Source organism: Hominifimenecus sp. rT4P-3 (assembly GCF_051055405.1).
In the GTDB taxonomy this organism is placed as follows: domain Bacteria; phylum Bacillota; class Clostridia; order Lachnospirales; family Lachnospiraceae; genus Pseudolachnospira.
This window is the reverse complement of record NZ_CP167068.1, coordinates 1146765-1162684: the sequence shown is the minus strand read 5'-3', so window position 1 is coordinate 1162684 and position 15920 is coordinate 1146765. Positions and strand designations below refer to the sequence as shown.

8 protein-coding genes are annotated in these 15920 nt (G+C 48.4%); 1 reads left to right on the top strand and 7 read right to left on the bottom strand.

The window, feature by feature from the left end:
* Nucleotides 1–10 precede the first annotated feature (10 nt).
* Nucleotides 11–1024 (bottom strand): Holliday junction branch migration DNA helicase RuvB, encoded by a 1014-nt coding sequence (ruvB, locus tag ACCC71_RS05465; protein WP_434311410.1) that lies wholly within the window; start codon nucleotides 1022–1024, stop codon nucleotides 11–13.
* Between the two features lie 42 nt (nucleotides 1025–1066).
* Complete coding sequence (gene ruvA, locus ACCC71_RS05460; RefSeq protein ID WP_434311409.1) at nucleotides 1067–1672, bottom strand: Holliday junction branch migration protein RuvA; 606 nt, start codon at nucleotides 1670–1672, stop codon at nucleotides 1067–1069.
* 154 nt (nucleotides 1673–1826) lie between these two features.
* Between ruvA and ACCC71_RS05455 the strand changes: the two genes are divergently transcribed.
* Complete coding sequence (locus ACCC71_RS05455) at nucleotides 1827–3227, top strand: sodium-dependent transporter (RefSeq protein ID WP_434311408.1); 1401 nt, start codon at nucleotides 1827–1829, stop codon at nucleotides 3225–3227.
* Nucleotides 3228–3411: 184 nt separating this feature from the next.
* Here the strand turns inward: ACCC71_RS05455 and ACCC71_RS05450 are convergent, their stop codons facing one another.
* The 5 genes from ACCC71_RS05450 to ACCC71_RS05430 form a co-directional block, all read right to left on the bottom strand.
* Nucleotides 3412–8037: an isopeptide-forming domain-containing fimbrial protein gene (locus tag ACCC71_RS05450; RefSeq protein ID WP_434311407.1), complete on the bottom strand. Its 4626-nt coding sequence runs from the start codon at nucleotides 8035–8037 to the stop codon at nucleotides 3412–3414.
* Nucleotides 8038–8165: 128 nt separating this feature from the next.
* Complete coding sequence (locus ACCC71_RS05445; protein WP_434311406.1) at nucleotides 8166–14054, bottom strand: InlB B-repeat-containing protein; 5889 nt, start codon at nucleotides 14052–14054, stop codon at nucleotides 8166–8168.
* A gap of 408 nt (nucleotides 14055–14462) precedes the next feature.
* Nucleotides 14463–14930 carry a PDDEXK nuclease domain-containing protein gene (locus ACCC71_RS05440; RefSeq protein WP_434311405.1) on the bottom strand — a complete coding sequence of 156 codons (468 nt, stop codon included), beginning with the start codon at nucleotides 14928–14930 and terminating at the stop codon, nucleotides 14463–14465.
* Nucleotides 14831–15406: a DUF1016 N-terminal domain-containing protein gene (locus ACCC71_RS05435; RefSeq protein WP_434311814.1), complete on the bottom strand. Its 576-nt coding sequence runs from the start codon at nucleotides 15404–15406 to the stop codon at nucleotides 14831–14833. Before ACCC71_RS05435 ends, ACCC71_RS05440 begins: the two co-directional genes overlap by 100 nt.
* 32 nt (nucleotides 15407–15438) lie before the next feature.
* Nucleotides 15439–15717 (bottom strand): abortive infection family protein, encoded by a 279-nt coding sequence (locus ACCC71_RS05430; protein ID WP_434311404.1) that lies wholly within the window; start codon nucleotides 15715–15717, stop codon nucleotides 15439–15441.
* Nucleotides 15718–15920: the final 203 nt, after the last annotated feature.

Sequence of the window (15920 nt, the reverse complement as noted above, 5' to 3'; positions counted from 1 at the left end):
AATACAAGTACTAGTTGTCATCCTGGGAATCCGGCATACGAAGCCCAAGATGTTGATAGGCCTTCGCCGTCGCCATACGCCCACGCGGCGTCCGGTTCAGAAAACCGTTTTGAATCAGGTACGGCTCACAGACGTCTTCCAGGGTTCCCACGTCTTCTCCCAAAGCGGCGGCAAGCGTCTCAAGGCCCACCGGCCCACCGGAGAAGTTTTCCATAATCATCATCAGTACAGAGCGATCCATAGCATCTAGACCCAAGGGATCCACCTCTAATAAATCCAAGGTTTCTCTCGCCACCTGTCCGGTCACTTCCCCGTCATAGCGCACTTGGGCAAAGTCTCGAACCCGCTTTAAAAAACGATTCGCCAAGCGCGGGGTTCCCCGCGAACGTCTGGCAATCTCCATCGCGCCATCGGCATCCATGTCCACATGTAACACCTTGGCGGAACGCAGAACGATGGTCTGCAGCTCCTGCGGCGTGTAAAATTCCAGACGGTGAATCACCCCAAACCGATCCCGCAGCGGCGCCGTCAGCATTCCCGCTCTGGTCGTAGCGCCTACCATGGTAAAATGGGGCAGCTCTAACCGAATCGAGCGGGCGGAAGCTCCTTTTCCAATGACAATATCAATCGCATAATCTTCCATCGCCGGGTAAAGCACTTCCTCCACCTGGCGGGTCAAACGATGGATCTCATCGACAAAGAGTACGTCTCCTTCCTGAAGATTGTTCAAAATCGCCGCCATCTCTCCCGGTTTTTCAATAGCCGGTCCGGATGTAATCTTCAGGTTCACCCCCATTTCATTGGCAATGATACCCGCCAAGGTGGTTTTTCCCAAACCAGGAGGCCCGTAGAGCAGCACATGGTCCAGGGATTCTCCCCGCGCCTTTGCCGCTTCTATATACACTTTTAAGGTCTCCCGCGCCTTTTGCTGACCCACATACTCTTCCAGCAGTTGGGGGCGCAGGCTATTTTCTATTTTTTGGTCTTCCTCCGTAAATTCGGTGGTAATCAGTCGCCGTTCCATCCTTCTCCTTTATCATAAAACACAGCGAAGCTGAGTAGTTTCCTACAAAGACATCCTCTTTAACGCCTGCTTCAAGATCTCTTCTACGCTCATACTGTCTGCATCCACTAGCCCGCGAACAGCCTGCAGAGCCTCGGAAGAAGAATATCCCAGAGCCACCAGCGCTTGTACCGCTTCTCCCTTTGCATCTGGCGCAGTTCCCACAGGGGCTTCTTCACGAGATAACCGCTTCTCAAAAGCCTCCTCCAGATGAAACTTGTCCTTCAGTTCTAAAATTACTTTCTGAGCTGTTTTCTTTCCCAGGCCCGGAGCACGGGAAAGGGTTTTGATATCGTCGCCAAGCACGGCGAACCGCAGATCGTCCGGCGAAAGAACCGACAAAATTCCCAAGGCTCCCTTGGGGCCGATTCCATTTACCGTAAGCAGCAAACGAAATACCTCTAAATCCTCTCGGTCTAAAAAGCCAAACAGCGAGGCTCCATCTTCCTTTACTTGAAGATACGTATGTATCTTTACCAGGCTGCCCAGAGACGGCAGCCGAGACAAAAGAGAAGCGGGAACCTTGATCTCATAGCCAATCCCAGCCGCTTCCACAATAATCCCTTCCGTCGATACCTCCGACAGCTCGCCTTTTATATAGGAAATCATATTTTCTCCCTCGTTCCTATTCTGGGTCTTATCATAGCATGGATTTTCGAAAAAAGCAATGGACGAATCCTTTCTTGACTTTTCCCCAATGACGTGATAAATTATACACTATATATTATATATTATTTATATTTGAGAAGAAGGGGGACACACTATGTCGCACACACCAGGTGAAGGAAAACACCGAGCCCAATGGGCCAGCAGCCTTGGCTTTATCTTAGCAGCCGCTGGTTCCGCCGTTGGTCTGGGAAATATCTGGAAATTTCCCGGCAAAGCCTATAACGGAGGCGGCGCAACGTTCATTATCATTTACATCATTATCGTCGCCTTGATCGGAACCACCGCTATGATGGCGGAATTTGTCATTGGCCGCCATACGCAGAAAAATGCGGTCGGCGCTCTCCGTCAGTTAAACAAAAAATTCTCCTGGGTCGGAGGACTCGGTATTTTTACCGGTTTCCTGATCTTTGGATATTATTCTCAGGTAGGCGGCTGGGTTATCTACTACATTGCCAGCTATATTATCTGCCCTAGCAAAATATTTGCAGATTCACAAGCGTTCTTTTATGAAATGTTGGGAGCAAATGGCTTCCCGTGGCTTGGTGCCATCGTCTGTCCTCTGATTTTCATGGGACTGGTGATCTTTGTCATTATCAAAGGCGTAGAAGCTGGTATTGAAAAGATCAATAAAGTTTTAATGCCCGCATTGTTCCTGCTGCTGATCGTTTTGACCGTCCGTTCTGTCACGCTTCCCGGCGCGTCAGACGGTTTGAAATACCTGCTGACTCCGGATTTTTCCAAGCTGGACTTTGATACGGTCCTCATGGCTTTGGGACAAGCGTTCTTCTCGCTTTCTCTCGGTATGGGTATCATGGTCACCTACGGTTCCTACCTGAAAAAGGAAGAAAATCTGGTCAAAAACGTTGGCCTGGTTTGCACCTTGGACACCGTGGTCGCTCTGTTGGCTGGTTTTATGATTATCCCTGCTGTTTTTGCTACCGGCGTAGAGCCCGGTATGGGCGGCGGCTTCGCCTTCATTTCTCTGGCAGGAGTGTTTGAAAAAATGACTGCTGGCCCAGTTTTCGGCTGCATGTTCTATTTATTGCTTTTCTTCGCTGCTCTTACCTCCGCGATTTCCATCATGGAAGGAACAGTAGCTTATGTCACGGAAGAAAAGAAGGTATCCCGGAAAAAGGCGACTGCGCTCATCGGCGTTTCCACCTTTATTATCGGTATCCTATACACCTTGTCTCAGCTGTATGCCTCGATCAAGGGTATCTGGTTTGATTTTGCCAACGGCGTTACCTTCCCAGGCTTTGGAGATTTCCTGGAGTTCTTAACCGACCGTCTTCTGACGCCTCTTGGTTCTCTGACCTTCTGCATTTTTGTCGGTTGGATTTGGACAACGAAAAAGGGAATTGCCGAAGTGGAAAGAGATGGGATTTATTCCTTCAAGCTGAAAAATGTATGGGCTGTTCTGGTAAAATATATCGCTCCATTGGCGATTCTGGCTATTCTGATCGGCGGAATGGTATTTGGTTTGGCATTAAGTTAAGCCAAAATCCTGTCGTAAAGCAGATAGGCATTTCCGATAGAACAAGAAAGACCCCATCGGGACTCTAGGGTTTCGATGGGGTCTTTCTTGTTCTCATAGGAAATTCATTGAAATTCTTTATTCTCCAATAAAAAACTCTTTGTTCTTACTTTACACTGCGTTCCCGCTGACAGACATGTCTGTCTCAACGAGATCTGCGTTTTCGATACCAAACACCGATAGCAGCAACACCGCTGACGGCGCAAAGCATCAGGTAAACGCCGATCTGTGTGCCGTCCCCTGTCTTCGCTCCATTCCCGACTACTACATCCACAGGGAAAGAACTCTTCGCTTCAGCGGCAGGCGTACTTTTGTGAATTGCACCATCTGGATTCTTTCCGGTCAACTCCACGCGATTAACGATAGGTTCCGCTTTTCCAGACCAATTTTTCAGCGTAACCCTTGCCTTGTACGTCAGCACATAGGTCTCCCCGCTTGCCAACTGTCCAATCGGAACCGTAATCGTACGCGTCTTCTCATCATAGACGGATTCGTCCAGAAAAATCTTATTGCCATCCGCTCTTTTCAGCAGCAGCGTGGTCGTGTTTAATTCCAAAGCGGAAGGCAGATGATCCACAAGGACCGCCTCCTGTAAAAGTGTTCCCGGCACTGCATTGGTCAGTGTAATGTCATATTGCAGCCAGTCATTGAGATAGGTAGTGCCATCCTCGTGATTTAAGTTCTTCACATGTTTTTCCAGCTGCGCCTTGGCATCGCCGAGCAATACGCCGCCCTTTGTACCACTGCTATCCGGTTTATCCAGCGGCGAAGGATATACCGGCGTACCGGTCTCGATGGTCGTAGGTTCCGACTTTGGTTCTTCTTCTCGTTTACTCCAATCCTCATAATCGCTGGGCTTTCCGCCGGTTACCCAAGCAATATTTCCAATATCCATTCCTACCGCTTCCGGTAATACAACGGCCTCAAAGCTAAGCACATAAGCTTCGCCGCCATAAATGTCACCCAGAGATACGTGGATGGTTCGGCTTTCGGACTGATAGACTCCGGCTCCCAGTTTTTCACTCGTTCCGTCCGGCCGCAAAAGCGTCAGACTGTCGATCTCCAACCGAATACCTGCCGGAAGCTGATCCTGAACGTCCACATCCATCCACAGAGAGCCTTCCGCCCGGTTGCCCACGGTAATCCGGTAAATAATCCGGTCACCCACCTGGGTCTGTCCATCCGGGTCCGTTTGATTCTCCGCTGTTTTTTTCACATAGCCGTCTGGATCAATCGGTACAACGGACAGGCCGCCTTCCGGCGCCGCGCTCGACGTCCCATCCGGCTCCTTCGGCTGGTCGGGATTGTTCGGATTATCCGGGTTGTCTGGATTATCCGGATTGTCTGGGTTGTCTGGATCATCCGGATCTTCTTTATCTAATTTTTCCAGCTCTTCTGGAGTTCTTGGCAAATTCTCACTTCCATCCGGATTTTTGCCGGTTGCCGCCGCTACATTGGTAATGTTCTCATTTTCCGGATTATCCCGGTCAATTGCCTGCGGCCCCACCTTTGCCTCAAATTGAAGCACATAAGTTGCCTGGCCGCTGACATCGCCAAGTTTATAGGTAATCGTGTGATTTTCTTCATCATAGACACGATCGGACAAATTGGTTTTGTTTCCATCCGGTCCGGTCAATACTGCGCTTCCCGCACAAAACTCCAGTCCTTTCGGCAGCTTGTCGGTAATCTCGGCACCCTTCCAAATGGAATGTGATTGCGTATTTTTCACCGTAATGGTGTACCGAATCGTGTCTCCTACGAAAGTAACATTTTCTCGATCCAGGTTTTCCGCCTGTTTGTCAATCGTAGGCATTGCCTGCCATACCGGATATACCGTCAAATCTCCGTTGGACATCCGGATTGCCTCATCTATATTGACCACATCCCCGCCAGGTTCCGTGGTCCAGCCAAGAAATACGCGCCCATTCTGCTCTGGCTCATGGGGTTCCAGTTCTTCTTCTACATTACTGTCAAAGACGACGTCCACATCTTCCGTTTTTCCTTTCGGTAAATCCTCAATGTGTATGGTCCAAGGATTCGGTTTCCAGACCGCATAGATTGGCACCACATACTGTTCGTTTGCCCAGTCGGTATTGATCTTTGTGTCTGCCTTCACCATCTGTATCCCGTCGCGGGTCAGAGTATCTTTCTGAAGGGCCCACCCTTGGAAGGTATATCCATGGCGTTCCGGCTCTTCCGGAAGAATCCCAATGGGGTCACCATTTTTATAATACAAGGCTTTCTGACCCATTGGTATACTGTTCTCCGGCAAAGGCAAGCAAACCGTATCTTTATCGTCATAGTTTCGATAAAACTGAGGAGTCACCGCCGGCAGTACGGTCAGTTTTTTGGAGGTCTCCAGATAGCCGCTGCTTGCCCCCACGTTATCCTTATTGAGATACCAGCGATAGATAAAGTAATACTCTCCGATATCGCTTGACTGTGCCGCCGCCTTACCGGTAAACAAATCCAAAAGTTCCTGGGTAACTTCCAGATCCTTCCTGCTACCGTCCGCCATTTTTTTCTGTACTTTGGTAACCACCACGCCGCCCGGCTGAGCCGCCAGATCTACCCTGGCAAACTGCTCCGGCGTATTCTGTTCCACACCTTCCAATCCCTGCTTTTGCACGTTTTGTCCCATACTGTTACCGGAAGCAAAGAACATCCCGATCCGGTGATCGTAGGTTACCTCTTTAAAGGTCAGGTAATTGATGCTTACCCGCTCTTCCACCGTCTCTCCTTTTGGCACGGCATAAATCGACGCGTCCAAACCGGAGGTAACGTCCTTCTTGTCATCCTGGGTAACCGTAATCGCCGATGTGGGCACCAAACGCAGTCTGCGCTGGCCGACCACACCATTTCGTTCCACCTGTACCGACACCATACCAACTCCCGGCGCCAGGCTGACCACAGAATAATCGTCGGCGGGATTTTTTTCATCAGAGGATTTCACCACTACAATCTGGGCGTCCTCCATACCCTCTACCCCACACTTTGTCCCGTCGCTGGTCCAGGAAATATCATAGGAACCATCGGTCGTATTGGCAAGGGTATTATTGGTCAACGGAAACAGGAACCGAAGGCTCCGCACCGTATCATAATCCGTCTGATCCACCGCGCCAAACTCATCCTCAGAAAGATTGGATGGATATAAAATTGCCGTACAAACGGACGCTTTTGAATAAGCGTCGGCTGTATTTTTATCCGCCTGTGCAAAGGTCTGATTATTGGTAAAAATTTTCAGCTGCGGATATGTTCCATCCGCCAAAACCCAATCGCTTTCCCCCGCCGGCTTACCGTCCGGAAGCGTTTTCATCAACTGCTGCGTCAGCAATCCGGCCGCGACATCTGAACCAGCAGCGGCGCAGGCGCCTGCTTTTTCCTTCATGGCCGTGGTCTGTTTATCATAATAGCAATGGTCCATGTCGATTGATCCGCCGGTAGAGCCGCCGATAAAACCACCCATGGGAAGGCTGGTATTCCCTAAATCCGTCCCCAACGCCCCCACTTCACCAGCCGCATAGCAATTGCGGAAGGTCGAGGTGGCGTTGGCTTCCTGACATCCCAGAAAACCGCCCTGATAATTTCCATTCGCCTGCATGCCGACCATCGCCGTACTATAGCAGTTTTCAAACAAATATTTGCAGGGATAATCCGAGCAAATACCTGCGCCTGCACAGAAACCGCCCAGGTTGGTGGAACCTTCCACAGACCCGGAAGCATAGCAGTTAATAAATTTGGTCACGCCGTCCCCGCCGGGCGTATACAAGCTGTCCTCCACATGCCCGACAAAGGCTCCTGTATTGTTATCCGCATAGGCTTGCACGTTGGTAAAACAGTTTTGAATCACATAATTACCAGCGCAGGAAGTAAAAGCTCCAGAGTGAGCCTGGGTCCGCATCGTGCCGTCAATGGCGTAGCAGTTCTCCACCCATCCGCTGATTGGCCCAAAAATGTTGCCGGAACAACTATTGGACATTACATACACATTTTTCGTATGACAGCGATTGGCATATACGCGGGCATTACTGCCGCTTCTACGGTAGTAGGCATTATTCACCAGTCCCCCAATGTGGCCGCTTCCGCTTACAACGGCATGTTCCAGCGCCACGTCTTCCATGGAAATGTAAGTATTGTTCATACTGCTTCCCAGAATTCCGCCTGACAGATACGCCGATGAAACGGTCAAATTTTTTACAATCAACGGTTGGCTCCAGGAACCAACCAGGCTTCCTCCCCTCAGATTGTATATGGTGTGTCCGTTGCCATCCAAAAATGTCTGACGAGAAAAGGATACCGCGGACCAGGAAATATTATCCTGTCCTCTCATATCTAAATCACTCATCAGTCGGATGTTATATCCATTGGCCATGGCGTAACGCAGCTGTTCCGGCGAATAGATATCATAATATACCACATCCGCCGTAGCCTTCTGGGGAAGTTCCAGTCTCCAACTTCCATCGCCCATCTGATTCATCTGGTAATATTCTACTTGCTCAGCGGGCTGTGCCAGCGGAATTGCCAGCGGATTCGTCGCTGGATCCCCATTCTGATTTGCTGCAGCATTGGTACCGCTCCACTTTGGTACCTCGCTCCCAGTTACCTCCCAGCCATTATTTCCATAGGACTGCCATGCCGCAAGATCTTCCGGCCATCCGGTATTATAGGCAGCCTCTGCTACAAGCGTTGTCTGGAAGAAAGCGAAGCATGCGCCAAACAGCATAAAAGTGAAGAGTATAATCCGTCTACACTTTTCATAAATCCGCTTCATATAGAGTTCCTCCTGTGCATCGTAACGAAACGGAGAAAATTCCGAAGCAATTGCCCCGGAATTTCTCTATCCTCTCAGGCGAATTCGGAAATATCCGCCTATTGCTCATCTTTTACGGTTGATCTGCTTTACTGCTCTTCTTTACAGCTGCGTCTCTTCCGCTCCACTCCAACGACGACCGCCAGGATTCCTGCAGACATCATCACCACGATAAGCGTCCCGATCGAAGATTCATCTCCGGTTTTCACCGTGTTCGAGTTTACGCCATTTTTATCTGAGGAATCACCGCCAGGATTGTTGCCATTGGGCGTATTCGAAGCCCGCCGCAGGATCACCTGAATCCGATGATCTGCATTGACAGCTTCCAGCGTCAATGCGCCAGCCTTTAGCAGATCCGGACGTTCCACACCGTCCACGATCACACTCGCTACCTCATATCCTTCGGCAATCTCCCAGGTTACGGTATAATTTTGACCTGCCAATGCCTCGCCGGTAGCAGTAATCGTACCTTTACCACCGGTAATGTCTGTTTCAACGAGATAAGCGGGGTCAGGCTTACTGCCATCAGCCGGAACAAAGATTACTTTAACCGTATGATTCACAGCAATCTTCTCAAAAGTAACTGCGCCGGCCTCTGCCAAGCTGTCTGCGTTTAGACCATCAATCACAACGCCAGCGACTTTCCAGCCTTCCGCAGCCTTCCAAGATACCTCATAGCTTTCCCCGGCCGCCAAAGTCTTGGAACTGCTAATACTGCCCTGACCGCTGGCAGCAGTCTTGACGGAAAGATAGGTTTCATCCGGCTTGGTATTCTCATCGCCGGGTTTATCTCCACCAGGCTTCTTATCATCCTCAGACGCTTTCTTAAACAGAACCTCTACCGTGTGATCCTTCTCAATATTGGCAAAGCTGTACTCGCTTGCCTTCAGCAAATCGTCGCGAACCACGCCATCCACGATAACCGCCGCAACCGAACTGCCATTTTTCGCGCTCCAACGAACGGTCTTACTCTCACCTTTTTCTACCACAGCGGAGGAGGAAATCGTTCCGTCGCCTTGCATCGAAGTCGTTACTTGATACTTCGGAATCTCCGTGGGGGTATCACCGCCATTCGTCCGAGTAAACTCTACATAAACGCTGTGATCCGCTCCCACACTGTTAAATGTAATGCTGTCGGCGCTGATCAGATCGCTCTTCTCCGCACCGTCAATGATAACTTTACTTACCTGATACCCATCGGCTGGTTTCCAAGTAACGGTAACCGTATCCCCTTTCTTCACAGAAGAACTATCCGAAATCTCACCCTGTCCGCTCTGAGAAGTGGTAATATGGTAGGACTCCTTATCGACTACACCGCCAGTACCATTGGGATCTTCCTTGATATAAATATCAATCCGGTGATCCTTCGTTACATTTTCAAAAGTATACTGACCTGCCGTAAGCAAATCATCGCGAACCACGCCATCCACATAGATGGTCCGAATCGCGGAGTCATTGCCAAAGGTCCAGTAAACCGTTTGATTACTTCCTTCCGCTACACCGTTCATCGAAGAAGAGATCGTTCCAGCTCCCTTTTCAATGCTGGTATAAATATTGTGGGTCGGAGTGTCATCCCCGCCACTAGGAGGGGTCGTTCCTTCAATCGTGACCGCTTTCGTCGGACGGAGGGTAACAATGACTTCCACATCGTCGCTCAGATCGTCAAGAACCACCTGATTGCCGGTAACCATGCCGTCTTTGGCAACGCCGTTGACCTTGACCACCACAGAATCCAGCTCATAGCCGTCTTCCATATCCCAACCTACGGTATAGGAACTTCCGTCTTCCAAAACAATACCCGGCGTTACACTTCCTACGCCGCCGCTTAAGGAAGTGGTAACCGTATGTTTCACGGTCTTATCGTCTTCACCTGTCGCTCCGATCTTTCCATAAACCACATGTACGATATGGTCCTGGCTGATCTTGGCGAAGGATACCGGTCCGATACCCGCGTCTCCATCGCCCTCCGCGCCAAAAGGTAATGCCTGGATTTCATTGCTTGGGCTTAAAGCTTCACTTTCTGCCGCTTCACTTCCACTGGTTTCCTCCAAGGCGGCAAAAACATCCGCAGCCTGCAGAGACTCAAGCGCCCGGCTCTTTACCTCCTGAGATTCCTCAGGGTTCGTTTCCTCCTCCCCAGGGTCAGGGATTTCGATCTGAGCAACGCGATCCACATAAATCTGTTTCAGCTCCCAGCCATCCGCCGGTTTATAATTGACTTCATAATCCTCACCCCAGAAAAGACTTGCTCCCGGAGTGATTGTCCCTTCTCCTTCCACGATGGTCTGAACCTTAAACAGATTCGGTTCCAAAACCACCAATACTTTGTGGTCGCTGTCGACTTTTTTAAAGTCCACTTTGGCGCTGTCGGATACGTCTTCCGTCGCAGCAACCCCATCCACATAGACCTCTTTGATCTTATATCTCTGGTTTGTCACATTCCAGGTCACGGTTGTATCCGGCCTGTCCGCTTCTCCAGGTTTCTCCTCAGGAACCAATACTTCCACTACCTGGCTGGGAGAAATGTTTCCAGGGCCGCCGGTAATTACGGTCTCAATGGTATAATTTTCCACCTTTGTACCAGGTTCAACCGGTTTTGGAGCATCCGGATCGCTCGGGTCAACCGGATCCGCCTCGAAAATCACTTCCACCTTGTGATCCTGGTTCACTGGGAAGAAAGTCGTCTCCCCCTTCTTCAGTATCGCTTCATCCGTATATTCTACACCGTCAATGATAACTTTCGCCACATGGCTGCCCGGATCCGCCGCCCATGTAACCGTGTGTGACGCACGATTTTCCACACTAGCGCTGGTGCTTATTGTACCATTTCCTTTTTTCGATGTGGTAACCGTAGAATAACCTTCGTCCACATGAATGGTAGAATCTGATTTCTTTTCAAAGACTACTTCCACATCATGATTCCGATTGATTCCGCTGAGCGTATAACTTCCATCCTGGGCCGCATCCACCAGCATTCCGTCAATGAGGACTTTCGTCACAACATATCCTTCCCCTGCCGACCAGGTAATCGTCGTATCCTCGCCGGCCTTAGCGGAAACGGAATTGCTGACCTTACAGCTGGAATCGCCTCCGGTCCGCGTCGTGGTCACCTGATAATATTCCGATTCCACAACACGCTGATCCTGGCCAAATTCCACATAAACTGTATGATTTTTGTCTACATTTTCAAAAATATACTCATTTTTAGAGAGCAGATCGTCACGAATGACGCCGTCCACCATCACATAGTTGGTATACCAGCCCTCTTCCGGCTGCCAGGTAACCTTGGCTGTATCGCCGTAATCATAGCTGCCTGTGCCGCTTAAAGTACCCCGGCCATTTTTCACGATGGAAACATCATATGTATTGATTTTCCAAACAGCATAGACCACCGTATCGTCTTTCAGTTCAGTGTCCGCGGTAAATTCTTCAAAATGATCCGGGTCTGCATCGGGATCGGTAGACCAGCCCATAAAGGTATATCCCTTCGTACTGGGATCTTCCGGTATCTCATGTTTGGCATCGTTTACCGTAGAGCCGATCGTGTAGGGATAGTCGTCCTTGTAGATCTGACTGTCTTCCTTGTGATCCGGGTGGTTCCAGTCATAAGAAACCTTCAATGAGTGGCGTACCGTCAAAGTTTTGCTGTTGGTAATATAACCGCCCTTCAAATTACCTGTCGTATACCAGCGGTATTCCAGGCGATAGGTTCCGATATCCTCTACTTCCGCATCCCTTTCCTGCAAAAGCAATTGCTTCAGTCTTTCGTCGGTGGCGATATCGAGCTCCTCATATTCGCCAGTCTCCGGATTCAGCTTGGAGACTACCACAACGGCTTTACCGCCGCCCACATCATTAGCCAAGTCGACGCCGACAATTTCACTCTGTTTTTCCTCGCCTTCTCCCGTAACCTGATATCCAAACGTAATGTCATCTGCCGGATAACCAGCGGATTTGATGGCTCCCGTATCGACATCCTGAGATTTTCCTGCTGCAAAAACGACGCTGTCACGATGATCATAGGAGATGTCATCTTTCTCCAGCCGTTCATCATTGGCTACATATATCACACGGTCCACGCCGGCACTCGACGCCAGAGAGATAACCGTCGTTGGAACCAAACGCATAAAACGTTGTCCTACAATGTTTTTGCCATTTTGAGGATTGACAATCCCGGTGTCCACCGAAACGTCCACCCAGCCAACGCCCGGTGCAAAGTTCGTCACCTCGTAGGTCTCCGGACTGATGGTAATAACCGGCAAGCCGTTCATCGCACCAGGCAGATTGCAATTGTATCCTTCCCGGACTTCCCACGAAATCGAAAGGCCGCTGTTCGGTCCATAGCCGGCCAAATCGTCATTGGTCAACGGGAACAGCACGCTGATATCCCGTACGGTATCATAGTCCTTGTCCCCATAATTTTCCAGTTCTTCCTGCGTCTTGCCCAGATTGGAAGGCTGCAGAAGCGCCGTACAAACCGAGGCCGACGAATACGCTTTGGCAATGGCCTGATCCGTCTCATTTCCAAAGCTGTCGTCTGGATTGGCGAATACAGCCAACTGGGGATACATGCCATCCTGATAAACCCAATTCTCCTCGCCAAATTCGTCTTTCATGGCATCGCCGATCATCTGTCCGGTCAGATAGCCGGTAATCCCATTATAGTCGTTATGCTTTGTAGTCGCGATTGCATATTCTCCCATACCGGAGGTCTGTTTATCATAAAAACAGTTGGTAAAACGACCCGCACCGGCATTTGTACCGCCAAAACCAGCGATCGTGCTATTTGGCGCGACCGTCTTGGTGGTGCCAACCTCGCCGGCGCTGTAGCAGTTGGTTCCTCTCGCCGTACTGTTGGAATCGCCGCCATAGAAACCGCCCATGCCAGACGCGCTGTTTTGCATACCGACCATGGAGGTGCTGTAGCAATTGATAAAAGTATCCGTCTCCGCCTCATTCCGGCCATAGAAACCGCCCACATTGGAGGTGCCTTCTACAACGCCGGCAGAGAAACAATTTTTGAAAGTATTACCCAGATGGCAGATACCGGCAAAAACGCCTCCGTCCGCATTACAATACAGTTTTACATTGGTGAAACAGTTCTCTACCCAGCAGTAGCCAGGGCAGGAAATAAATCCGCCGGAGTGGCTGACAGTAGAGATATCATAGCTGTCAATAGAATAACTGTTGGTAACCTTACAGCCGGAAGCCGGCCCCACAAAAGATCCCACACAGCTGGTTCCATAAGTGGTCACATTCCGCACATGGCACTGATCCATCTCTACATAAAACTGCTGAAAAGTAGAATCACCGGTGCCGTTCCAGGCGCTCATGATACCGCCCGTATGAGCAGCTCCATAAACCACCGAATCCTCTACGGAAACCTGCTTCATCTTACCGCCGCCCATCCAGCCGATCACCGTACCGCTGTATTGTCCGGTACATCGGGTATAGCAGTAACGAAAACGGATATTCCGCATCTCAAAGCCGGAAGTATAGCTTCTGGCTGTAGAAGCAATCATACCGCCATATGAGCCAGCGCTGACATTCATATTATAGACGGTGTAGCCGTTTCCCTCTATTGTAATATTGCCAGGATCAGCTACCGGACTCCAGGTTACATTATTCCGGCCGCCCAGGTCGATGTCGTTCATCAGCTCCATGGACCGCTTATTGGTCAATGCCCAACGGAACTGCGCCGCCGTATAGATATCCAAAAGGCCGTCGCCGTCTGCGTCTTCCGTAGCCGCCACTTCATTGCCTGTCCAGACTTCTTCTGCCGGCACGTTATTATCGGCATTGGTCGCACGCATGTCCAAAAGCTCTTGGTAACGTTCCTGATAGACACGGTCCAGATAGGTGTTCCATGCCTCGCCGGGCTGCTGCACAGCAGCCTGCGCCACGGTACCGCTGGGAACCATGGAAAAAACCATTGTCATACACAGAATCAGACTGAATGCCTTTCTCATCCTCTTCATCTTACTACGCTCCTATGTACTTTATAGTCGGGCTCACTTTATATCAAGATCAAAAAACTCCTGCAAAACACTGCTCTATGCAGATGTTTCCCAAGATATTTCTGTTCTTACCAATATAATAATTCTTCCAATTTATTATAATACAACAAATCTTATTATTTGACAACTATTTCTCAACCTTTTTTACAGCTTTCGCTAAAATATCAATCGTAACCATACTACAGCCCGGAAAATCCTTCCAAATTTCCCTTTCTACATAAAATAACTGGTAGAATAGAACATATCCTACCAGCATTGATACAAAATTTTCCGCTCATTTGACTCATGCACCCAATTTTTCTCGTTCTATTGGACGCATAAATTCACCTATTCCATCTGCTTTGCGAACTTTCTACAATCCACGGTTGCCTATTTTTTTCTATTCAAATTAAATTCTTCTTCCGCCAATTCAATACGCCGCTGAATTTCTTTCTCCGTAGGCAGTTGCTTCTTAATTTCTTCCAATCTAATGTTATCATAAGAGGCAACACCCATCGGCGTCTGGATTCCATGAAATGCCCACTGTACTTCCGTCTGATCTTTATCTTTGCAGATCAACAATCCTATTGTAGGATTTTCATCCGGAGTTCGGATAAGGTCGTTCACCGCATTTACATAAAAATTTAACTTTCCAGCAAATTCCGGCTCAAAGGAAACAGCCTTTAGCTCAACCACTACATAACACTTAAGACGAATATGATAAAACAACATATCGATCTTTCGAGTTTTTCCTGAAACTACAATCTCTTTTTGTCTTCCAATAAATGCAAACCCCGTTCCAAGTTCCAGCAAAAACCTAGTAATATTCTGCTCCAACCCTCTTCTATTGTTTTGCATATATAAAACAAAGCCTCTTCTATAGAATTACATTTTGTAATAATGTCAATATGGTGTCCCCATGGAACATATGCAAAAAAATTAGGAAAAGGAAATTCTCCAATAACTTGTTGGAGTCTTTCTTCGCTTATATTTTTTCCAATCTGCTCCTTTCTTGGTTGAATTGATGAAATCTGTGCTTGGATTTCTCCAATAAGCCGTTGGAGTTTTTCTACATCACCACCTGCATAAAACATATACCATTTTTTCATATACCAAAGATTCGTAGTGCCAAAACCTTTTATATCAGGAAACTCATTTTTTAAATCAAGACTCAGCTGTTCAACAATGCCACTTCCCCATTTCTTTTCCACTTTACGCATAACAAGATCTCGTCCCAGCTGCCAATTGAATAGGAGCTGTTCAGAATTTACTTTTATCGCAGCCCTTATCTGTGTACTTCGGAACCGTTCCTTAATATCGTGAATCCATTGCACATAATCCGAGTCCAAATGCACATCATGTGAACTTACAATAATTGGGGAATAACAAGCCTTGCTTCATGCTCTCTGATTGCATACCGCTTTTGTCCAGCTCCATGACTATCACTGGTTTTATTTCTTAATTCAGCAATCGCCCTTACTATTCTTTCCAAACCACTAAATAAGCTATTAATTCTGTTGTCAATATCGCTGCTTTGATTCAATCCGTACTTCTCTTTTATCTTTCCATAATACTGCGTCAAATCACCATTCATCTTAACATTAACTTTTTCATTTTCCAAAACATATAAGAAAATTTCCTCCATCAATGTTCTCGACTTTGTTATCACGCTATCATAATTTCCATTGGATAAATCCTCAGTACATCTTGTCCTTAAACTGTGTATATATTCCATAATTCACGATATTAAAAACTGGAGCTTCTATTAAGTTATAAACCTCTCCTTCTAGCGCAAAAAGCCCCTGAAAATACCCATTTCTTGGGATTTTCAGGGGCTTATAAATCAAT